Genomic DNA, 18,770 nt, shown 5'->3' with positions numbered 1-18,770 from the left:
CGGGTGACCTCAGCGACCGCCACGGCTCCGGGCCGGGTGAACCTGATCGGCGAGCACACCGACTACAACGGCGGGCGCTGCCTGCCGTTCGCGATCCCGCTCGCCACCACCGCGACCGTCACGGTCCGTGACGACGCCGCACTGGTGGTGGAGGGCAGCGGGGACGCCGACGCCACCGGGTACGTCGCGGGCGTCGTCTGGGCGCTGCGGGAGGCCGGGTGGGACGTCCCCGGCCTCGACGTCGCCGTCACGACCGACCTGCCGATCGGCGGCGGGCTGTCCAGCTCGGCCGCACTCGAGTGCTCGGTCGCCGTGGCGATCGCCGGGCTGCTCGGCCAGCCGCTGGACCGGCCGGGCCGGCGCCGGATCGCCGAGGCGTGCCGCCGCGCCGAGACCGAGCACGTCGGAGCGCCGACCGGCGGCATGGACCAGCTCGCCAGCATGCTCGGCAGCGCAGGCGGCGCGCTGCTGATCGACTTCGCGGATCCCGCGGACCCCCGGGTGCGCGACGTACCGCTGCCGCTGGCCGCGGCCGGGCTGACGATCCTGGTCACCGACAGCGGGGTCCGGCACGTGCTCGCCGACGGGGACGGCGGGTACGCGCAACGCCGGCGCGAGTGCGCGGCGGGCGACGTTCGCCGGCTGCGGCACGTGACGACCGAGGACGCCCGGGTCGGCTCGGCCGTCGCGGCGATCGCAGCCGGGGACTGGCCCGGGCTCGGTCTGCTGATGACCGCCTCGCACGTGTCGCTGCGCGAGGACTTCGAGGTCTCGCTCCCCCAGCTCGACGCCGCCGTCGACGCGGCGATCGGCTCGGGCGCGCTCGGCGCCCGGCTCACCGGCGGCGGGTTCGGCGGGTGCACCATCGCGCTGGTCCCGGAGACCGGGGTCGCCGCGGTGCGCGCGGCGATCGACGGCGCCTACGGCGCCGCCGGGTGGGACGCGCCCGCCCACCGCGTCGTCCTGCCCGCGGTGGGCGCGCGCCTCATCGCGGCGCCGGCCTGAACTTGCGGTTTGGTCCCAAACCGCAAGTCCCACCGGCGTGTCGCTGCAGTCTCTGACCAATCGCAACACGTTCCACCCCGCCCACGGACGTCGAGGGCCCGGCCCCCACGACCGCGGAGACGGGCCCTCGACCCACGAACCTGCTAGCTCACTTGAGCTCGGCGCTAGACAGCCCCAGGATGCGGCGGGCCACGATGAGCTGCTGGATCTGCTGGGTGCCCTCGAAGATGTCGAGGATCTTGGAGTCGCGGGCCCACTTCTCGAGCAGCTCCTCCTCGCTGTAGCCGATCGACGCGCACAGCTCGACGCACGACAGCGTCACGTCGGAGCCGACCCGGCCGGCCTTCGCCTTGGCCATCGAGGCCTCCAGCGAGTTGGGCTTGCGGTTGTCCGCCATCCACGCGGCCTGGAGGGTGAGCAGGCGCCCGGCCTCCCAGTCGGCCTCGAGCTGGAGGAACTTCGCGGCAGCGGCGTGCTGGAGCAGCGCGGGACGGTCGTAGTCGACCTCGATCCCCGCCTCCTTGAGCAGGTCGCGGGTCAGGTCGAGCGAGGCCCGGGCGCAGCCGACCGCCATCGCGGCGACCAGCGGACGGGTGTTGTCGAACGTCGCCATCGCGCCGGCGAAGCCCTGCTCGACGTTGATCTCGGGCGAGCCGAGGAGGTTCTCCTTGGCCACTCGCGCGTCGGTGAACGTGATCACCGCGGTGTCGGAGGCACGGATGCCGAGCTTCTCCTCGAGCCGCTCGACCTTGACGCCGGGCGTGCCCTTCTCGACCACGAACGACTTGATCGCCGCGCGGCCCAGGGACTTGTCGAGCGTCGCCCACACCACGATGCAGTCGGAGCGCTCGCCGGAGGTGACGAAGATCTTCTCGCCGTTGATGACGTACTCGTCGCCGTCGAGCACGGCGGTCGTCGAGATCGCGGCCGAGTCGGAGCCGAACGACGGCTCGGTGATCGCCATCGAGGCCCAGCGGCCCTTGAAGCGCTCGAGCTGCTCGTCGTTGGCGACCGAGGCGATCGCGGAGTTGCCGAGGCCCTGGCGGGGCATCGACAGCAGCAGGCCGGTGTCGCCCCAGCACATCTCGGCGACCGAGGTCACCGAGGCGAGGTTGGCGCCGTTCTTGACCGAGCCCTTCTTGTCGCTGTCGTCGGCGTCGCGGCGTACGCCGGTCGCGCCGGCACCCTCGCTCGCGCCGGACTCGGAGAGCCCGTCGATCATCGCCGCGAGCATGTCGAGCTCCTTGGGATACTCGTGCTCGGCGATGTCGTACTTGCGCGAGATGGGTCGCAGCATGTTCATCGCGACCTGGTGGGCCTGGTCGACCAGCGCCCGGTGCTTCTTCGGGACTTCGAGGTTGATGGCCATCAGACCAGCACCGTTCCTTCCATGATGCCGATGGCACGCAGGTCGCGATACCACCGCTCGACCGGGTGCTCCTTGACGAATCCGTGGCCACCGAGCAGCTGGACGCCGTCGAGGCCGATCTGCATGCCCTTGTCGGTGCACGCCTTGCGGGCCAGTGCGACCTCGCGGGAGAAGTCCTTGCCGGCCGCGGCACGTGAAGCCGCGCGGTAGGTCAGCAGGCGCATGCCCTGGAGCTCGATCGCGATGTTGGCGACCATGAAGGCGACCGACTGGCGGTTGGCGATCGGCTCGCCGAACGCCTCGCGCTCCTTGACGTAGGGCGTCACGTAGTCGAGCACGGCCTGGGCCGTGCCGACCGCGAGCGCGCACCAGGCCAGGCGGGAGAGGCGGACGCACTCGGTGTAGGTCGAGCCGTCGGTGGCGCCGAGGACGGCGTCCGCGGGGACCTTGACGTTCTCGAGCACGAGCTTGGTCAGCGACGCGGCGCGCACGCCCATCGCCGGGTCGCCCTCGATGCTGAGGCCCTCGGTCGAGGACTCGACCAGGAACAGCACGGGCTTGCCGTCGAGCTGGGCGCCGACGACGAAGAGCTCGGCGTGGTCACCGCGGGCGACCAGGCTCTTGGTGCCGTTGAGCACGTAGCCGTCGCCGGACTTCTTGGCGGTGGTCGACGGGCTGAGCACGTCGAAGAGGACGGTCGGCTCGCTCAGCGCGAGCGCGGCCGCGGGGACCTCGTCGCCGGTGAACGCCGGGAGGTAGGTCTGCTGCTGCGCATCGGTGCCCCACAGACCGATGGCCGTCGCGACCGAACCGGGCGCCAGCGTGGCGACGGCCAGGCCCATGTCGCCCTTGGCGAGCGCCTCGGCGACGAGCGTGCCGGCCATCGCGGAGCGCTCCTCGGAGACCCCGCCCAGGGACTCCGGGACACCGAGGATCGGCAGCCCGATCTCGAGGCTGGACTTGAGCAGGGCCTCGGGCGCCGCGCACTCCTTGTCGGCCTCGAAGGCGGCGGGCCGGACGACCTCGTCGGCGAACTCGGTGACCACGTCGACGAGCATCTGCTCGTCCTCACCGGGGGTGAGGTCGAAGACGCCGCTGGCGGCCGCGGGGGTCGGGCGGGTGCCCGGCTGCCCCTTCTGGCCGGCCTTGGCGAAGGTCCGGCTGGCGTTGGTCATCGTCTTGAACCCGGTCCGGGTGACGGAGAAGACCGCCTGCTCGGCCGGCTTGCGGAGGCGGACCTTGTCGAGGAGGTCGGTCTGGGCGAGCCGGTTGAGGCCGGCGACGAGGTAGCCGATGGGATCACGGCTCTCGTTGCTGGGAACCCCGTGCTTCCCGCCCGGCTTGAGGTTGCTGATCAAGGACATGCGACTAACTGTAACCGTGAGTTACACACCGCGCTACAGGTAGCCCGAATCGGCGCGGTGTGATCCTCGCCAATACGATGCGCGCCATGGACGACCAGACCCCGCTCGCGCCGTACGGACCCCTGCCCCGGGGCGGGAGCGTGCGCCCGATGACGCGCTGGGGCACCGCCGTCATGCACCGGCCGCAGGCCGAGGTCACCGTCTTCGACGAGGCGCTGCGGGCGCTGGCCGCCGACATGGTCGCGACGATGTACGCCGCCGAGGGCGTCGGCCTGGCCGCCTGCCAGGTCGGCGAGGACGTCGCGATGTTCGTCTTCGACTGCCCCGACGCCGAGGACCAGCGCGTGGTCGGCGTCGTGTGCAACCCCCGCCTGGTGCTGCCCGAGGGCCGCGACCGGCGCCTCGACGACAGCCCCGAGGGCTGCCTGTCGTACCCCGGCGCCTTCGTCGACTGCGCCCGGCCCGACTACGCCACCGTCGAGGGCGTCGGCCTCGACGGACGGCCGGTTCGCTTCGAGGGCGACGGCCTGCTCGCCAAGTGCCTCCAGCACGAGACCGACCACACCGTCGGCACCGTCTTCGGCGACCGGCTCTCGGCCAAGGCGATGAAGAAGCTGCGCAAGCAGCACGACGCGGCGGTCGCCGACTATCCCGCGGAGTGGCCCACCTGAGGGTGGGCGTGGGCTAGCGTCGGCCCATGCCTGTCGACCCGTCCCTGGCCGGCCTCCTCGAGGCCATCGAAGCCGGCACCCCCATGTCCGAGCTCTCCCCCGCCGACGCGCGCACCGTCTTCCGCGCCCTGACCGTCGACGGCCGCCCGCCCGAGACCCTCGCGCCGGTGGGCTCGATCGCCGACGACCAGGTCGCCGGCGGCGCCGGCCCGCTGGCCGCCCGGGTCTACCGCCCCGAGGGCACCGGCCCGTTCCCGACCGTCGTCCTGCTCCACGGCGGCGGCTGGGTGATCGGCGACCTCGACACCCACGCCGCGATGGCCCGCGCGATCTGCGCCGGAGCCGGGGCTGTCGTCGTCGCGGTCGACTACCGGCTCGGGCCCGAGGCCCGCTTCCCGGCCGCCGCCGAGGACGCGATCGCCGCGGTGCGCGACGTCCAGGCCCGCCTCGCCGAGTACGGCGGCAGCGAGGTCCTCGCCGTGGCCGGCGACTCCGCCGGCGGCAACCTGTCCGCGGTCGCGGCCCAGCACGTGCCCGGCGTCGCGGCCCAGCTGCTCGTCTACCCGGCCACCGACGTGCTCGGCGACTACGCCTCGCGCAAGGAGAACGCCTCGGGCTACTTCCTCGACGAGGCGACGATGGTCTGGTTCGTCGGCAACTACGCCGACGCCGACACCGACCTGACCGACCCGCGGATCTCGCCGCTGCACGGCTCGCTGGCCGGGCAGCCGCCGGCCGTCGTGGTCACCGCCGAGTTCGACCCGCTGCGCGACGAGGGCGTGGCCTATGCCGACGCCCTCGCCGCGGCCGGCGTACCGGTCCAGCACGAGACCTACCCGGGGCTGATCCACGGCTTCTTCGACATGGGGCCGTGGTCCCCCGCGTGCCAGCGCGCCGTCGACGAGACGGTCGCCCGGTTCGCGGCGCTGCTGCGCTCGGCCTGAGCCCTCAGGCCTTCGCCGCGTGGCTCGGCAGGACGCACGCCGCGTCCAGGCCGAGCACGCGGTTGAGCCGCCCGAACGCGATCCACGAGCCCAGGCACATCGACAGCTCGGCGATCTCGCGGTCGCTGTAGTGCGTGCGCATGCGCTGCCAGAAGCCGTCGTCGATGCCGTGGTGGTCCAGCGCGTAGCGCTCGGCGTACTCGGCGGCCAGGCGGGTGCGCTCGTCGAAGTCGGGCGTCGTGCGCCACTCCTGGACCGCGGCGTCGAAGGTGTCCTCGACCTTCTGCCCGTCGCGCTCGGTGCGCCAGTCCTGGCAGAAGATGCAGCCGTTGATCTGCGCGATCCGCAGCCGTGCCGCCTCGAACTCGCGCAGCCCCAGCGTGCTGTGCTCGTAGACGCTCATCGCGAACGCCGACGCCGCCGGGCCGATGCCGGGGACCATCTCGCCCCAGACGTAGAGGATCGGGTCCTTGCCCTCGGGGATCTCGATGAACATGCTCAGGCCTCCCCGGTGGTCCGCAGGTAGGTGGTCGGCTGGAGCGGGACGTCCAGGCCGTCGTACAGGCCGGGGGTGGCGGTGCGCAGCCACGGGATCGCGTTGACGAGCCGGTTGGCCGCGGTGGCGTTGCCGCCGGCCGCGCGGTTGCCGCCCTCGTCGGTGGCCTCGACGTTGATCTCGATGCGCGGGCGCCCCTCGATGATCACCCGGTGCGCGCCGTCGCCGCCGTCGGCCGGCATCGGCCAGTCGGTCGCGCACTCCGCGCTGATCCGGGTGACGTGCTCGATGACGATCTTGGGCTCACCGCCCACGATGCCCTGCACCTCGAACCGGAGCGCACCCTGCGTCCCCGCCTCGAACTCCCCCAGCGCCGTCGAGACCGTCGCGTCCAGCTCACGCCGCTCCAGCGTCTCGCGCAGCTCGTCGAGCTCGACGCCGAGCGCCCGCGCGATCATCCGCACCTGGCCGCCCCACACCATCGACGGGATGCCCGCGGCCACCATCGGCGGCTCGTAGTCCATCGGCTGGCCCATGCCGACGATGTAGCGGACCGAGTCCTCGGCGTCGTACGTCGAGTAGTCGAAGATCTCCTGGCACCGGACCTGCTCCACCTCGGACGCCAGCCCGCTGACCAGCACCGGCAGCAGGTCGTTGCCCCAGCCCGGGTCGATACCGCTGACGAACAGCGCGCTGCCGCCCTCGGCGCACGCCTTGGTGAGCGGGTCGGTCATCTCGGCCGGCGCGCTGCGGTGGTCGTAGAGCGCGTACACCGACGGCGTCACCACCACCGCACCCCCGCCCAGCGCCCGCGCGATGTCGACCACCGCGTCGTCGGGCCGCAGCTCGCCCGAGGCGGCGTACGCCACGGCGCCACCGCCGTCCAGCGTCGCCAGCGCCGCCGCCACGTCGGTCGTCGCCCGCACCCCGGTGGCACGACCCAGGTCCGCGAGATCCCCCGCGTCCTTGCCGACCTTGGCCTCGTCGCTGACGATGACCGCACTCAGGGTCAGACCCGGATGGGCAGCGACCGCGCGGATCGACGCGCGGCCCATGTTGCCGGTGCCCCAGACCACGACGGGGACGGGCTCGGATGAGTAGAACGTGTTCTCGTTCGCCATGCACGGGAGCGTAGGCGGGTCGCGCGGGGTGCGGTAGTGCGACAGCGTGTCTTTTTTGGTGATCGCTCGTCAGTGGGTGTCGCCGAGCGTGCGGTGCTCGGCGAACCTCCCGGCCTGACCGGGCGTGAGACCAGGGACCTCACGGCCGTGCAGGGCGTCGACAGCCACCGCCACGGCCGCGCTCGGCGCCGTACAGAGCCGGGTGACCAGGCCGGCCTCGTCGACGCCGATGTAGCGATGCTCGAAGAGCGCGTCGCACCCGAGCACGCACGCCGGGAACACGGCCTCCGGGTCACGTCGCTGCGCTTCGTCCACCCGGTGGCGCGGGACGATGTGCGCGGCGACGAGGAGCGCGACGGGCAGGACGCGGCCGCACAGCAAGCACGGCGCGTCCGTCGCGCCGCCGAGCAGCTGTCTCCGGAGCCGCCGCTGCTCGCGGCGGACCGGGGTCATCCTGAGGAGGTCCGTCGGGTCGGGTTCCCGGTCAGCGACCGCAACCAGCTCAGCGACACTGATCTGCTGGCTCGGGTCGGCGAGCCCGTCCCGGAACCGGATGCCGTCGTCGGCGAGCGCCTCCGACTGGTCCGCCGATCGGGCGGTTCCGCACGAAGTCGGACGACAGCCCGCCCAGGGCGGTCGCCAGGTCGGCCTAGCGGACCCAGCGGCCAAACCGGGACGGCCTCAGCGCCGCGCCGTCACGTAGCAAGCGACCGCCGTCGCCGCCGCCACGTTGAGCGAGTCGATGCCCGCGGCCATCGGGATGATCGCGCGCCGGTCCGACGTCTGCTCCCAGCGCGCGGACAGGCCGTGGCCCTCGGAGCCGAGGACCAGGGCGACCTTGTCGAGGCCGGCCACCGCCTCCTCCACCGGTACGGCGTCCGGTGCCAGCGTGAGCGCCACCGTGGTGAACCCGCGGCCGCTGAGCTCGGGCAGGGCGTCGTACCAGTCGGGCAGGCGGGTCCAGGGCATCGAGAAGACGGCCCCCATGGCGACCTTGATCGCCCGGCGGTAGAGCGGGTCGGCGCAGCGCGGGGCGAGCAGGACGGCGTCGAAGCCGAGGGCCGCGCCCGAGCGCAGGATGGCGCCGACGTTGGTGTGGTCGACGATGTCCTCGAGCACGAGCACCGAGCGGGCGCCGTCGAGCACCTCGTCGAGGCTGGGCAGCGGCCGCCGCTCCAGCGAGGCGAGGGCGCCGCGGTGGACGTGGAAGCCGGTGACCTCCTCGGCCAGCGCCTCCGAGAGGACGTAGCAGGGTGCGTCCGAGCGGTCGAGTACGTCGGCGAGCCCGTCGAGCCAGCGCGGCGCCATCAGGAACGAGCGCGGGGTGTAGCCGCCGAGGACCGCGCGGCGCACGACCTTCTCGCCCTCGGCGAGGAACAGCCCGTGCTCGGCCTCCAGGTGCTTGCGCAGCTCGACGTCGCGCAGGTCGCGGTAGTCCGCCAGGCGCGGGTCGTCCGCGTCGGCGATCTCGACGAGCTCGGCCATCAGCGCATCAGAAGGCGTCGGGGTGCGCGACCCGGACGACCTCGCCGATGACGATGATCGCCGGCGGCTTCACCGACTCCTCGGCGAGCCGGTCGGCCAGAGTGCCGAGGGTGGCGAGCACGGTGCGCTCGGTGGGCATGGTGCCGTCGCAGACCACGGCGACGGGCAGCGACGCCGGGCGGCCGCCGGCCACCAGCGCCTCGGCGATGGCGGGGGCGTTCTCGACGCCCATCATCACGACGATGGTGCCGTTGAGGCGCGCGAGCGCGGCGTAGTCGGTGAGCGCCTCGGGGTGTCCGGGCGGCAAGTGGCCCGAGACGACGGCGAACTCGTGGGCGACGCCGCGGTGGGTGACCGGGATGCCGGCCACGCCCGGCACGGTGACCGGCGAGGTCAGGCCCGGGATCACCGTGACCGGTACGCCGGCCGCGCGGCACGCGATGACCTCCTCGTAGCCCCGGCCGAAGACGAAGTTGTCGCCGCCCTTGAAGCGCACCACGCGCTTGCCCTCGAGCGCGCGCTCGACGATGACCCGGTTGATCTCCTCCTGCTGCGCCGAGCGCCCACGCGGGAGCTTGGCGACATCGACCAGCTCGACGTCGGCGGGCAGGTCGCCCAGCAGCTCGCGCGGGGCGAGCCGGTCGGCGACGACGACGTCGGCGGCCATGAGCGCCTTGCGCCCGGCGATCGAGATGAGCTCGGGGTTGCCCGGGCCACCGCCGACGAGCGTGACGCCCGGGGCGCGGTCGCGGTGGTGCGGGGCGGCGATCGTGCCGTCGCGCAGGCCGGCGACGATCTCGTCGCGCACCGACGCGGAGCGGCGCGGGTCGCGATTGCCGACCACGGCCACGGTGATGCCGGCCTCGCGGCCGATCGCGGGCGTCCACGCCGTACCGAGGGTGGCGTCGTCGGAGCGGACGCAGAAGATCCGCTGCTCCTCGCACAGCGAGGAGACGTGGTCGTTGACCGCGCGGTCGTCGGTGACGGCGATGACGTACCAGGTGCCGTCGAGGTCGGCGTCGGCGAAGGCCCGCTCGTGCCAGGTGATCTCGCCCGAGCCGACCAGGCCCTCGATGGCCGGCGTGACCACCGGCGAGACGACGTGGACGTCGGCGCCGACGGCGATCAGCTGCGGGACGCGCCGTTGCGCGACGTGTCCCCCGCCCACGACGAGGACGCGGCGTCCGGCCAGGCGCAGGCCGGAGGGGTACGGCGGGAAGTCGCTCACCGGGACATTCTCTCGACAGTTCGCGAACAGCCGTTGGTCCGGGCCAACCACCGGACTACCTTCGGGTGACATGAGTCTCGATCGCCCGGTGACCCCGGACCCGTACCCGCTGCTCCCCGCCGCTGCCGCCTTCGCCGTCACCAGCGCCGACGTCACCGACGGCCGGCCGCTCGACGACGCGCAGGTCTACGCCCTCGGCAACACCTCGCCCCAGCTCACCTGGGAGCCCGGCCCCGAGGGCACCCAGAGCTATGTCGTGACCTGCTTCGACCCCGACGCGCCCATCCCGAGCGGGTTCTGGCACTGGGTCGCCGTCGACATCCCGGCCGACGTGACCAGCCTCGACGCCGGCGCGGGCGCCTCCGACACCACCCTCCCGGCCGGCGCCTTCCACGTCCGCAACGACTTCGGTACGCCGGACTTCGCCGGCGCCGCGCCCCCCGAGGGCGACCAGGTGCACCGCTACTTCTTCGTGGTCCACGCGGTCGGCGAGCCCCAGCTCGGCGTCGACGGCTCCGCGACGCCTGCGGTGGTCGGCTTCAACCTGGCGTTCAAGACGCTGGGCCGGGCCATCCTCACCGGCACCTACGCGCACTGAGCCTCAGCCCTCCACGAAGTGCGGGGGTTGCTGGTCCGAGATACCGATCTCGATGCAGCAACCCCCGCACTTCGGCGGGCTAGAGACCCATCGACTTGGCGATGATGAGCTTCATGACCTCCGACGTACCGCCGTAGATCCGGGTGACCCGGGTGTCGGCGTACAGGCGGGCGATCGGGTACTCGTTCATGTAGCCGTAGCCGCCGTGCAGCTGCAGGCAGCGGTCGATGACCCGGCCGGCGACCTCGGTGCAGAACAGCTTGGCCGAGGCGGCGTCGACGGCGGTCAGCTCGCCGAGGTCGTGGGCCTCGAGCGCGCGGTCGCAGACGGCCTGGGCGGCGTCGACCTCGGACTGGCAGGCGGCGAGCTCGAACTTGGTGTTCTGGAAGGACGCGACCGAGGTGCCGAAGACCTTGCGCTCCTCGACGTACGCCTGGGTGAACCGGATCGCCGCGGCGGCCTGGGCGTAGGCGCCGTAGGCGATGCCGAGGCGCTCCTGCGGGAGGTTCTGGCCGAGGTAGGTGAAGCCCTCGTTCTCCTCACCGAGCAGGTCGCTCGCGGGCACCATGACGTCGGTGAACGACAGCTCGGCGGTGTCGGAGGTGCGCAGGCCGAGCTTGTCGAGCTTGCGCCCGACCGCCCAGCCCTCGGACTTGGTGTCGACGGCGAAGAGCGAGATGCCGAAGCGGCGGTTGCTCTCGAGCGGCGGGGAGGTCCGGGCGCAGACGATGACGCGGTCGGCGAGCACGCCGCCGGTGATGAACGTCTTGGCGCCGTTGAGCACGTAGTGGTCACCGTCGCGCTTGGCGGTGGTCTGCATGCCGGCCAGGTCCGAGCCGGTGCCCGGCTCGGTCATCGCGATGGCCCACATCTCCTCGCCGGAGATGAAGCCGGGCATCCAGCGGTGCAGCTGCTCGGGGGTGCCGAGCTTGAGCAGGTACGGCAGGCAGAGCTCGACGTGCACGCCGGAGCCGCCGAGGTGGATCCCGGCGCGGGCGCACTCCTCGGTCAGGACCGCGGAGAACTTGAACGACTCGATGCCGGCGCCGCCGTACTCCTCGGGCACCTCGATGCCGAAGACACCGAGGTCCCCGACCTTCTTGTAGAGGTCGCGCGAGACCTGGCCCGCGTCGTACCACTCCTGGTAGTTGGGCACGACCTCCGACTCCAGGAAGGAGCGGATGGTGCGGCGGAAGTCCTCGTGGTCCTCGTTGAACACTGTTCGGCGCATGGGCTCATGCTGCCACCGAGGTCAACGGACCGAGCTGCCGCCCGCCTCACGGAGGAGCTGCTCGAACGGGGTCGGCGCGGAGAACCCGTCCGCGACCGAGCGCCGCGGCGATGTCGCGGGCGCCTCGCCGGCGGTGCCGCCGAGCAGCACGGCCAGCTCGCCGGCCGCCCGCTCGACCCGCTTGTCGAGCGAGCCGTCGTCGGTGGCTCCGAAGTCCTCGCTCGCCGCGAACACCCCTGTCGGTACGACGACCGCGCGCAGGTAGGCGAACAGCGGCCGCAGCGCGTGGTCGAGCACGAGGCTGTGCCGCGCGGTCCCGGCGGTGGCCGCCACGACGACCGGCTTGGCGTCGAGCAGACCGGGCTCCAAGACGTCGAAGAACGTCTTGAACAGCCCCGAGTACGACGCCGAGAACACCGGCGTCACCACGACCAGGCCGTCCGCGTGGCGGACCGCCTCGATCGCCTCGGCCAGGTCCCCCGAGGGGAACCCGGTCAGCAGGTGGTCGGCCAGCGCGTGCGCCAGCGGCCGCAGCTCGACGTGCTCGACCTCGACCTCGTGGCCCCGGGCGCCCACGGCCCGCTCGACGGCCGCGCCGAGCTTGTCGGCGAGCAGCCTGGTCGAGGACGGGACCGAGAGTCCCGCCGAGACGACGACGATCCGGGTGGTGCGCGTGGTCATGCGTCGACCTCCTCGCGGTCGGTGGTGCCGGTCATGGTGTCCTCGGCGTGCACGGTGGTGTCGTGGGCGCCGCCCGCCGCCGCGACGAGCGAGGCGTGGGTCGGGGCGTCCGGGACGTCGGCGCCGCGGCCCTCGGCGAAGCCCTTGCGCATCTCGGGCAGGATCTCGCCCAGCAGGTCGAGCTGCTCGAGGACCGTCTTGAGCGGCAGCCCCGCGTGGTCGACGAGGAACAGCTGGCGCTGGTAGTCGCCGGCGTACTCGCGGAACGACAGGGTCCGCTCCAGGACCTCCTGGGGCGAGCCGACGGTCAGCGGCGTCTGGCGGGTGAAGTCCTCCAGCGACGGGCCGTGGCCGTAGACCGGGGCGTTGTCGAAGTACGGACGGAACTCGCGCACGGCGTCCTGGCTGTTCTTGCGCATGAAGAACTGCCCGCCCAGGCCGACGATGGCCTGCTCGGCCGTGCCGTGCCCGTAGTGCGCGAACCGCTCGCGGTAGAGGCGCACCATCTGCTCGGTGTGCGAGGCCGGCCAGAAGATGTGGTTGTGGAAGAAGCCGTCGCCGTAGTACGCCGCCTGCTCGGCGATCTCGGGGCTGCGGATCGAGCCGTGCCACACGAACGGCGCGACGCCGTCGAGCGGGCGCGGGGTCGAGGTGTAGCCCTGGAGCGGGGTGCGGAAGCGCCCCTCCCAGTCGACATTGGCCTCGGTCCACAGCCGGCGCAACAGCGCGTAGTTCTCGACCGCGAGGTTGATGCCCTGGCGGATGTCCTTGCCGAACCACGGGTAGACCGGGCCGGTGTTGCCGCGGCCCATCATGAGGTCGACGCGGCCGTCGGTGAGGTGCTGGATCTTGGCGTAGTCCTCGGCGATGAGCACCGGGTCGGTCGTGGTGATCAGCGTGGTCGCGGTCGAGAGGATGATGTTCTCGGTCTGGGCGCCGATGTAGGCGAGCGTCGCCGTCGGGTTGGACGCGATGAACGGCGGGTTGTGGTGCTCGCCGGTCGCGAAGACGTCGAGGCCGACCTCCTCGGCCTTCTTGGCGATCGCGACGGTCGCCTTGATCCGCTCGTGCTCCGTCGGGGTCCGCCCGGTGGTGGGGTCGGTGGTGACGTCGCCGACGGTGAAGATGCCGATCTGCATGCCCATGGTTCCCGCTCCTTTGTTCACCGGCAATCTAGTTGCCATGTCATCTATCGTCAACTCTCCCCTGCTCGCCCCTATTCCCGGGCGCCGGACGCGGACCGCGACCAGCCTTGCACCGCACCGCGGCCGGGCGGTCATCGACGATCTGCGCACCACCTCCAGTTGACCACTTGCGTATGGTCATCTGAAGCGCTGTGCTGACGGCTCGCTCGGCAACCAGGTCGGCTACCAGGTCGGCAACCAGGAGGAGTCTCGGATGGCACGCACAGCACTCATCAGCGCAGCCGCGGCGGTCGCCGTCGCGGCCACGATCCAGGCCGGGGTCGGCGCTCCCCCGGCCGCCACGGCCGCCCCCGGCGGCCCCGGCGCCCCCGACCTCGCCGACGCGCTGGTGGTCGGCCAGGTCACCCAGGCGACGACCGGCGCCGCCGCACCCGTCGCGGTCGCCGGCGCCACGGTCACCGTCTGGTGGATCCCCGGCATCGAGAGCGCCCAGCCCGGCGACGAGCTGCCGATCGAGGCGCTGGCCACCGACCGCACCGCGGCCGACGGCTCCTACGCCATCGACATCGTGCCGACCCCGGCGATGAAGAGCGCCGCCGAGCGCAACGGCGGCTGGCTCAACTTCGACGTGGGCGTCGCCGACGCCACCAGCGGCAAGCTCGCCACCGCCGGCGTGACCCGGCGCCTGACCAGCGCCGGCTGGCAGGACACGGCCCCGCAGGACCAGCCCGCGCTCCTGGCCCGGACCACCGGCGAGCGGGTCCCGGTCGCGACCGGCCCGGTCGACCTGGCGCTGACGCCGAGCTCGCCCGACATCTCCCCCGCGAACGCCGCCCCGGCCGCGCGCGGCACCGCGGCTGCGCGGGGTTCCTCGGCGGCGACGCTCGCGGAGGCGCCGGCCCCCGGGTCGGCGTACTGCAGCTTCATCGTCGACGGCCGTCCGCAGCGCTGGGTCAACGTGGTCGAGTTCCACAACGCGTCCAAGAGCGAGGCCTCGTGGAGCTACGGCCGTACGGCCGACTCCAACATCGAGAGCGGTATCGACTACTCCGGTGACGGCGGCTGGAAGGTCGGGGTGACCCGGCACATCAGCAACCAGACCAGCGCCAAGGTGTTCCGCTCGTACCCGGCGGGCAAGGCGGTCAACCACTTCGCCTCGACCAAGTTCGAGTTCGTCGACGGGCACTACCAGCCCTACGGTGCGGGCTCGACGTGTCGCGACACGACCATCCCGGTCAACACCAAGGTCAAGAACCCCGTGACCTGGTACGGCGGGGTCTCGGCCAACACCGGCGCCGGCTCGGAGTTCATCGGCTGCGCCAACGCACCCCAGTCGAACCACCGGGCTGGCTACGGCATCGGGTCGGGCTTCACCCGCGACGAGAACAAGGCAGCCAAGATCGGCGCGGCCGTCGACCTCGGCCCGATCAAGGTGGGTGCCCAGAGCGGCTTCTCCTCCAACGTGTCCGTCAAGTGGACCGCCAAGGAGCGGCGCGGCATCTGGCTGTGCGGCACCTACAGCGCTCCGCCGACCGCGGGCGTCATCCACGCCCAGAACCGGCCGATGACGTGATCCGACGGACTCTCCACCTCGGCGCCGCCCTCCGCCTCGTGCGGAGCGGCGGCGTCGCCGTCGCCGCCCTGGCCGTGGCCCTGGCGGCGACCCTCACGGCGTGCTCGTCCAACCGCCCTGACGGCACCCGCGTCGAGGGACCGGTCTCCTTCCTCGCCGACCCCGAGGCACGCCAGGCGGCCTTCACCCAGGTCAACGGCGGCAAAACCGTCGTCTACGGCGCTCTCGCCGCCGAGAACAAGGGCCACGAGCCGGCGACCCTGATCAGTGCGACGCTCACCGGCACCCAGGGCCGCTACACCGACGAGGGCGTCCGGATCGTCGAGGTCCGCGCCCGCGACGTCACCGGAGGCCGCGAGATGGTCGGCGCCGACCACTGGCCCTACGAGGACTACGCCGACGACTCGGTCCCCCTCGCGGGCTACCGCCTGGATCCCGGCGACAGCGTCGAGCTGCTCTTCGTCGTCGAGGTCCTCGAGACCGGCTACTGGGGCTGGCCGCAGACCCAGCTCGACTACGAGGCCGACGGCGACGAGCACACCATCCGGGTCAGCACGGGCTACTTCGTCTGCCCCCGCGCGGCCGACGACTGCGACCCACTCCCGTGATCGCCCGCGCCGTCGGGTGCCTCATGGGCGTCGCGGCGCTGGCGGTGGCCCTGACGGCCTGCACCACGGACCGACCTCCCGGCACGCGGATCGAGGGCCCCGTCGCCCTGCTCGCCGACCCCGAGGCGCGCCAGGCGGCCGGCATGCACGTCGAGGGCGGCGCGACCGTCGTCTACGGCGCCCTGGCCGCCGAGAACAAGGGCGACGAGCCCGCCGTCCTGACCAGCGCCACCCTCACCGGCACCCACGGCCGCTTCACCGACGAAGGGGTCCGGATCGTCGAGGTCCGCGCCCGCGACGTCACCGGAGGCCGCGAGCTCGTCGGATCGGCGCGGTGGCCCTACGAGGACTACGCCGCCGACGCGGTCCCCCTCGCGGGCTACCGCGTCGAACCGGGTGACAGCGCCGAGCTGCTCTTCGTCGTCGAGGTCCTCGAGACCGGCTACTGGGGCTGGCCGCAGACCCAGCTCGACTACGAGGCCGACGGAGAGGACTACACCGTCCGGGTCAGCACCGGCTTCTTCGTCTGCCCCCGCGCCGATGACCAGTGCGCCTCGTTGCGCTGAGGCGCCCGGCTCACCCCTCGCGCTGGAGCAGCAGCACCGCGCGGTCGTCGTCCCCGCGGGCGACCTGGTCGATGATCCGGTCGGCGGCGCCGTCCCAGCCGGCGCGCAGCGCCGCGCGCGCCGTACGACGGAGCCAGGCGATGCCCTCGTCGATGTCGCTGCCCCGCGACTCGACCATGCCGTCGGTGTAGAACAGCAGGGCGTCGCCGGGGGCGAGCTGGCCCTTGCTGTCGGTGATGTCGACGGGGTCGGAGACGCCGAGGGCGGTGCCGCGGGCGTTGTCGACGTGCCACTCGGCGGCGTCCTCGCGCCAGTGCAGGGCGGGTGGGTGGCCGGCGCTGCGGATCCGGTACTGGCCGTCGGCCAGGTCGACCTCGACGTGGACGGCGGTGGCCATGCTCTCGTCGGAGGGCTGGCGCAGCAGGTAGGCGTTGGCGGCGGGCAGCAGATCGTCCGGAGGTACGACGGCGATCAGGCTCTCCAGCGCGCCCGCGAACCCGAGGGCGGCCGGGACGGCGGCCGCGCCGCCGCCGCAGACGTCGACGAGGACCATCTGGAGCAGGCCGCGGGCCGGGCGCAGGTCGGCGACGATGAAGTCACCGCCGTAGGCCACCCCGAAGGCGGGCAGCATGGCCGACTGCCGGCGCCACCCCGAGGGCAGCTCGGGGACCCGGCCCCGGGCCTGGAGCCGGGCGTGGAGATCGGCCAGCACGCGTTCCTGGTCGGGTGGTTCCACCCCGCCAGCGTACGGACGCTAGCCTGTGTGCGGGCTCGGTCCGGCAAACCCCCCTTTGCCGGACCGGGTCCGCCTTTCTTTCGGCGCATCCTCCACCGGGCTGGCAGACTCGGGTGACGTGAGCGAGCAGAGCGCGGTCGACGTCCTCGGGGAACCGTGGCGCAGCGAGACGATCCCCCTCACCGACGACTTCGAGGGCGAGGTCGTCGCGACGCTGGTCAGCCGGCGCCGCGACACCCCGACCGACCGGGCCACGCTGCACGTGCACGGGTTCTCGGACTACTTCTTCCACACCGAGTACGGCGCCTGGTGGCTCGAGCGCGACCGGGACATGTACGGCCTGGACCTGCGCAAGTACGGCCGCTCGCTGCGCCCCCACCAGTCGGCGACCTACGTCGGCGACCTCGAGGAGTACTTCGCCGAGCTCGACGCCGCCTGGGAGCGGATCACCGTGCGCGACGGCCACCGCGACGTCGTGCTGTCCGGGCACTCCACCGGCGGGCTGATCGTCGCGCTGTGGGCCGATGCGCGCCAGCCGGCCGAGCTCAGCGGGCTGCTGCTCAACTCGCCCTGGCTCGACCTGCAGGGCAAGCCCGCGCTGCGCTCCCCCGTGGCGAACCTCGTCGTGGACCAGGTCGGCCGGCGCCAGCCGATGCGCGAGCTGGGTCGCGACGTCAGCGGCTACTACGCGCGCAGCCTGCACCGCGACCACGAGGGCGAGTGGGAGTTCGACCTCGACTGGAAGCCGGTCAACTCGTTCCCCGTCCGGTTCGGCTGGCTGCGCGCGATCCGGCGCGGTCACGCCCGGCTCCAGGCCGGGCTGTCGGTGGCGGCGCCCGTGCTGGTGCTGTCCTCGGACCGTTCCGGGCGGCCCCAGGCGATGGACGAGGAGGTCTTCTCGACCGACATCGTCCTCGACGTGCGCCAGATCCGGCGCTGGTCGACCTCGGTCGGCGCGCACGTCACCTACGCCGCCGTACCGGGGGCGGTGCACGACGTCGTGCTCTCGCGCAGCGAGCCGCGGGCCCGGGCCTACGACGAGATCGAGCGATGGCTCGGGGCCTACGTCGACGGCGTCACTCGCAGCTGAAGGTCCCCGACGAGTCGGTCGTGCAGTCGACGCTGTTCTCGACGAAGACGCCGATCGCGATGAAGAAGACCACCAGGCCGACGAACAGCGCGAAGCCGAGCCAGCCGACGATCACGCCGGCGATCGCGAGCCCACCGCCCTCCTGCTGCTCGCGCCGGATCTGACCGCGCGCCACGTGGCCGAGGATCGCGCCGATGAAGCCGGGCGCGCCCGCGCAGACCACCAGCGAGAGGATGCTGACGACCAGCGAGGCGATCGCCAGGCCGTTGGTCGGGCGCGGCGCCGGATAGCCGTAGGGCGACGGCCCGCCGTAGGGCGGCTGTCCGCCGTAGGGCGGCTGCTCGCCGTAGGGCTGGTACGGCGGCGGACCCGGCGGCGTCGTCATGGGCCGCATCGTCCCACGCCGGGAGCGATCCGCGGACCTCGCCCCGCGCCCGCCGCGGCTCCTCTAGGGTCTGGCCATGGATCCCGTGACTGGACTCTCCCTCGGCCGCATCGCCCTCGGCGTCGGTGCGCTCGCCGCTCCCACGACGACCGCCAAGGTGTTCGGGCTCGACCCGGTCGGCAACCCGCAGCTGTCGTACTTCGGCCGGATGTTCGGCGCCCGCGAGATCGCACTCGGCGCGGTCACCCTCGTCTCCAAGGGCCGGCTGCGCCGCAACCTGACGCTGGTCGGGATCGCGGTCGACGGTGCGGACGCCGTCACCGGCGTCGTCGAGCTCCAGGGCGACGCCGTCCCGAAGCCGTCGGCCGGGATGCTCGCCGGCGTGGCGCTCGGCGCGGTCGGGTCCGGGCTGGTGGCGCTGGTGCTCAACCGCGGGGCCGCCAAGGCCGCGGCGGCCACCGCGGCTCAGTAGCT

Annotated in this window: 21 protein-coding genes; 9 read left to right on the top strand and 12 right to left on the bottom strand. The window is 72.8% G+C overall.

What is annotated here, in order from left to right:
• The first annotated feature begins 3 nt into the window (after nt 1-3).
• Nucleotides 4-1,005, top strand: coding sequence for a galactokinase (locus M0M48_RS08680; RefSeq protein WP_257750814.1), 1,002 nt, complete (start codon nt 4-6; stop codon nt 1,003-1,005).
• A 148-nt stretch (nt 1,006-1,153) separates the two neighbouring features.
• On the opposite strand, the gene M0M48_RS08675 is transcribed toward M0M48_RS08680, so the two are convergent.
• A complete protein-coding gene (locus M0M48_RS08675) occupies nt 1,154-2,374 on the bottom strand; it encodes an acyl-CoA dehydrogenase family protein (RefSeq protein ID WP_215815975.1) in 1,221 nt (406 codons plus the stop codon).
• Nucleotides 2,374-3,738, bottom strand: a complete 1,365-nt coding sequence (locus M0M48_RS08670; protein WP_257750813.1) for an acyl-CoA dehydrogenase family protein — start codon at nt 3,736-3,738, stop codon at nt 2,374-2,376. The genes M0M48_RS08675 and M0M48_RS08670 overlap by 1 nt, the downstream gene beginning before the upstream one ends.
• A 77-nt stretch (nt 3,739-3,815) precedes the next feature.
• Here M0M48_RS08670 and def point away from each other — a divergent pair, with 77 nt between their 5' ends.
• Nucleotides 3,816-4,409: a peptide deformylase gene (gene def, locus M0M48_RS08665; RefSeq protein ID WP_257754464.1), complete on the top strand. Its 594-nt coding sequence runs from the start codon at nt 3,816-3,818 to the stop codon at nt 4,407-4,409.
• 26 nt (nt 4,410-4,435) lie between these two features.
• Nucleotides 4,436-5,353 (top strand): alpha/beta hydrolase, encoded by a 918-nt coding sequence (locus M0M48_RS08660; RefSeq protein WP_257750812.1) that lies wholly within the window; start codon nt 4,436-4,438, stop codon nt 5,351-5,353.
• A gap of 4 nt (nt 5,354-5,357) precedes the next feature.
• Here the strand turns inward: M0M48_RS08660 and M0M48_RS08655 are convergent, their stop codons facing one another.
• The 5 genes from M0M48_RS08655 to cobA all read right to left on the bottom strand — a co-directional run bounded on the left by M0M48_RS08655 (nt 5,358) and on the right by cobA (nt 9,683).
• Nucleotides 5,358-5,849, bottom strand: a complete 492-nt coding sequence (locus M0M48_RS08655; RefSeq protein ID WP_215815978.1) for a carboxymuconolactone decarboxylase family protein — start codon at nt 5,847-5,849, stop codon at nt 5,358-5,360.
• A 2-nt stretch (nt 5,850-5,851) separates the two neighbouring features.
• Nucleotides 5,852-6,970, bottom strand: coding sequence for an NAD(P)H-dependent amine dehydrogenase family protein (locus M0M48_RS08650; RefSeq protein ID WP_257750811.1), 1,119 nt, complete (start codon nt 6,968-6,970; stop codon nt 5,852-5,854).
• A gap of 69 nt (nt 6,971-7,039) precedes the next feature.
• On the bottom strand, nt 7,040-7,423 hold the full coding sequence (locus tag M0M48_RS08645; RefSeq protein ID WP_257750810.1) for a hypothetical protein: 384 nt from the start codon (nt 7,421-7,423) through the stop codon (nt 7,040-7,042).
• 228 nt (nt 7,424-7,651) lie between these two features.
• Nucleotides 7,652-8,455 (bottom strand): TrmH family RNA methyltransferase, encoded by an 804-nt coding sequence (locus M0M48_RS08640; protein WP_257750809.1) that lies wholly within the window; start codon nt 8,453-8,455, stop codon nt 7,652-7,654.
• 7 nt (nt 8,456-8,462) lie between these two features.
• On the bottom strand, nt 8,463-9,683 hold the full coding sequence (gene cobA / locus M0M48_RS08635) for a uroporphyrinogen-III C-methyltransferase (RefSeq protein ID WP_257750808.1): 1,221 nt from the start codon (nt 9,681-9,683) through the stop codon (nt 8,463-8,465).
• 70 nt (nt 9,684-9,753) lie between these two features.
• On the opposite strand from cobA, the gene M0M48_RS08630 reads away from it, so the two are divergent.
• The gene (locus M0M48_RS08630; RefSeq protein WP_257750807.1) at nt 9,754-10,281 is read left to right on the top strand and encodes a YbhB/YbcL family Raf kinase inhibitor-like protein; all 528 of its coding nucleotides are present in this window, start codon (nt 9,754-9,756) and stop codon (nt 10,279-10,281) included.
• 79 nt (nt 10,282-10,360) lie between these two features.
• Here M0M48_RS08630 and M0M48_RS08625 read toward each other — a convergent pair whose 3' ends face one another.
• From M0M48_RS08625 to M0M48_RS08615, 3 genes are read right to left on the bottom strand one after another with little or no spacing between them, the layout of a single operon-like run.
• Nucleotides 10,361-11,512 carry an acyl-CoA dehydrogenase family protein gene (locus M0M48_RS08625; protein WP_215815984.1) on the bottom strand — a complete coding sequence of 384 codons (1,152 nt, stop codon included), beginning with the start codon at nt 11,510-11,512 and terminating at the stop codon, nt 10,361-10,363.
• Nucleotides 11,513-11,533: 21 nt separating this feature from the next.
• On the bottom strand, nt 11,534-12,193 hold the full coding sequence (locus M0M48_RS08620) for an FMN reductase (RefSeq protein WP_257750806.1): 660 nt from the start codon (nt 12,191-12,193) through the stop codon (nt 11,534-11,536).
• A complete protein-coding gene (locus M0M48_RS08615) occupies nt 12,190-13,332 on the bottom strand; it encodes an LLM class flavin-dependent oxidoreductase (protein ID WP_257754463.1) in 1,143 nt (380 codons plus the stop codon). The genes M0M48_RS08620 and M0M48_RS08615 overlap by 4 nt, the downstream gene beginning before the upstream one ends.
• 259 nt (nt 13,333-13,591) lie before the next feature.
• Here M0M48_RS08615 and M0M48_RS08610 point away from each other — a divergent pair, with 259 nt between their 5' ends.
• Genes M0M48_RS08610 through M0M48_RS08600 form a run of 3 tightly spaced genes read left to right on the top strand, consistent with a single transcriptional unit; the run spans nt 13,592 to nt 16,085 of the window.
• Entirely contained in the window at nt 13,592-14,911 is a 1,320-nt protein-coding gene (locus M0M48_RS08610; RefSeq protein ID WP_257750805.1) for a hypothetical protein, read from the top strand.
• Nucleotides 14,908-15,519, top strand: a complete 612-nt coding sequence (locus tag M0M48_RS08605) for a hypothetical protein (protein WP_257750804.1) — start codon at nt 14,908-14,910, stop codon at nt 15,517-15,519. The genes M0M48_RS08610 and M0M48_RS08605 overlap by 4 nt, the downstream gene beginning before the upstream one ends.
• A complete protein-coding gene (locus M0M48_RS08600) occupies nt 15,516-16,085 on the top strand; it encodes a hypothetical protein (RefSeq protein WP_257750803.1) in 570 nt (189 codons plus the stop codon). Before M0M48_RS08605 ends, M0M48_RS08600 begins: the two co-directional genes overlap by 4 nt.
• A gap of 10 nt (nt 16,086-16,095) precedes the next feature.
• Here the strand turns inward: M0M48_RS08600 and M0M48_RS08595 are convergent, their stop codons facing one another.
• Complete coding sequence (locus M0M48_RS08595) at nt 16,096-16,821, bottom strand: PP2C family protein-serine/threonine phosphatase (RefSeq protein ID WP_257750802.1); 726 nt, start codon at nt 16,819-16,821, stop codon at nt 16,096-16,098.
• Nucleotides 16,822-16,939: 118 nt separating this feature from the next.
• On the opposite strand from M0M48_RS08595, the gene M0M48_RS08590 reads away from it, so the two are divergent.
• Complete coding sequence (locus M0M48_RS08590; protein WP_215815990.1) at nt 16,940-17,911, top strand: alpha/beta hydrolase; 972 nt, start codon at nt 16,940-16,942, stop codon at nt 17,909-17,911.
• Here M0M48_RS08590 and M0M48_RS08585 read toward each other — a convergent pair.
• Nucleotides 17,898-18,296, bottom strand: coding sequence for a DUF4190 domain-containing protein (locus M0M48_RS08585; RefSeq protein WP_257750801.1), 399 nt, complete (start codon nt 18,294-18,296; stop codon nt 17,898-17,900). The two genes, M0M48_RS08590 and M0M48_RS08585, sit on opposite strands and share 14 nt — an antisense overlap.
• A gap of 76 nt (nt 18,297-18,372) precedes the next feature.
• Here M0M48_RS08585 and M0M48_RS08580 point away from each other — a divergent pair, with 76 nt between their 5' ends.
• On the top strand, nt 18,373-18,768 hold the full coding sequence (locus M0M48_RS08580; protein ID WP_257750800.1) for a hypothetical protein: 396 nt from the start codon (nt 18,373-18,375) through the stop codon (nt 18,766-18,768).
• Nucleotides 18,769-18,770 lie beyond the last annotated feature (2 nt).

Origin of the sequence: Pimelobacter simplex (genome assembly GCF_024662235.1) — a bacterium.
In the GTDB taxonomy this organism is placed as follows: Bacteria; Actinomycetota; Actinomycetes; order Propionibacteriales; family Nocardioidaceae; genus Nocardioides.
This window is presented reverse-complemented; position numbering and strand designations above follow the sequence as displayed.

Excerpts from the sequence above, each read along its gene's own strand:
- M0M48_RS08660 (WP_257750812.1), top strand. The coding sequence starts at position 4,436 with ATGCCTGTCGACCCGTCCCTGGCCGGCCTCCTCGAGGCCATCGAAGCC.
- def (WP_257754464.1), top strand. The coding sequence starts at position 3,816 with ATGCGCGCCATGGACGACCAGACCCCGCTCGCGCCGTACGGACCCCTG.
- M0M48_RS08585 (WP_257750801.1), bottom strand. The coding sequence starts at position 18,296 with ATGACGACGCCGCCGGGTCCGCCGCCGTACCAGCCCTACGGCGAGCAG.
- M0M48_RS08655 (WP_215815978.1), bottom strand. The coding sequence starts at position 5,849 with ATGTTCATCGAGATCCCCGAGGGCAAGGACCCGATCCTCTACGTCTGG.
- M0M48_RS08620 (WP_257750806.1), bottom strand. The coding sequence starts at position 12,193 with ATGACCACGCGCACCACCCGGATCGTCGTCGTCTCGGCGGGACTCTCG.
- M0M48_RS08675 (WP_215815975.1), bottom strand. The coding sequence starts at position 2,374 with ATGGCCATCAACCTCGAAGTCCCGAAGAAGCACCGGGCGCTGGTCGAC.
- M0M48_RS08615 (WP_257754463.1), bottom strand. The coding sequence starts at position 13,332 with ATGCAGATCGGCATCTTCACCGTCGGCGACGTCACCACCGACCCCACC.
- M0M48_RS08580 (WP_257750800.1), top strand. The coding sequence starts at position 18,373 with ATGGATCCCGTGACTGGACTCTCCCTCGGCCGCATCGCCCTCGGCGTC.
- M0M48_RS08645 (WP_257750810.1), bottom strand. The coding sequence starts at position 7,423 with ATGACCCCGGTCCGCCGCGAGCAGCGGCGGCTCCGGAGACAGCTGCTC.
- M0M48_RS08650 (WP_257750811.1), bottom strand. The coding sequence starts at position 6,970 with ATGGCGAACGAGAACACGTTCTACTCATCCGAGCCCGTCCCCGTCGTG.
- M0M48_RS08630 (WP_257750807.1), top strand. The coding sequence starts at position 9,754 with ATGAGTCTCGATCGCCCGGTGACCCCGGACCCGTACCCGCTGCTCCCC.
- M0M48_RS08670 (WP_257750813.1), bottom strand. The coding sequence starts at position 3,738 with ATGTCCTTGATCAGCAACCTCAAGCCGGGCGGGAAGCACGGGGTTCCC.
- M0M48_RS08625 (WP_215815984.1), bottom strand. The coding sequence starts at position 11,512 with ATGCGCCGAACAGTGTTCAACGAGGACCACGAGGACTTCCGCCGCACC.
- M0M48_RS08610 (WP_257750805.1), top strand. The coding sequence starts at position 13,592 with ATGGCACGCACAGCACTCATCAGCGCAGCCGCGGCGGTCGCCGTCGCG.
- M0M48_RS08640 (WP_257750809.1), bottom strand. The coding sequence starts at position 8,455 with ATGGCCGAGCTCGTCGAGATCGCCGACGCGGACGACCCGCGCCTGGCG.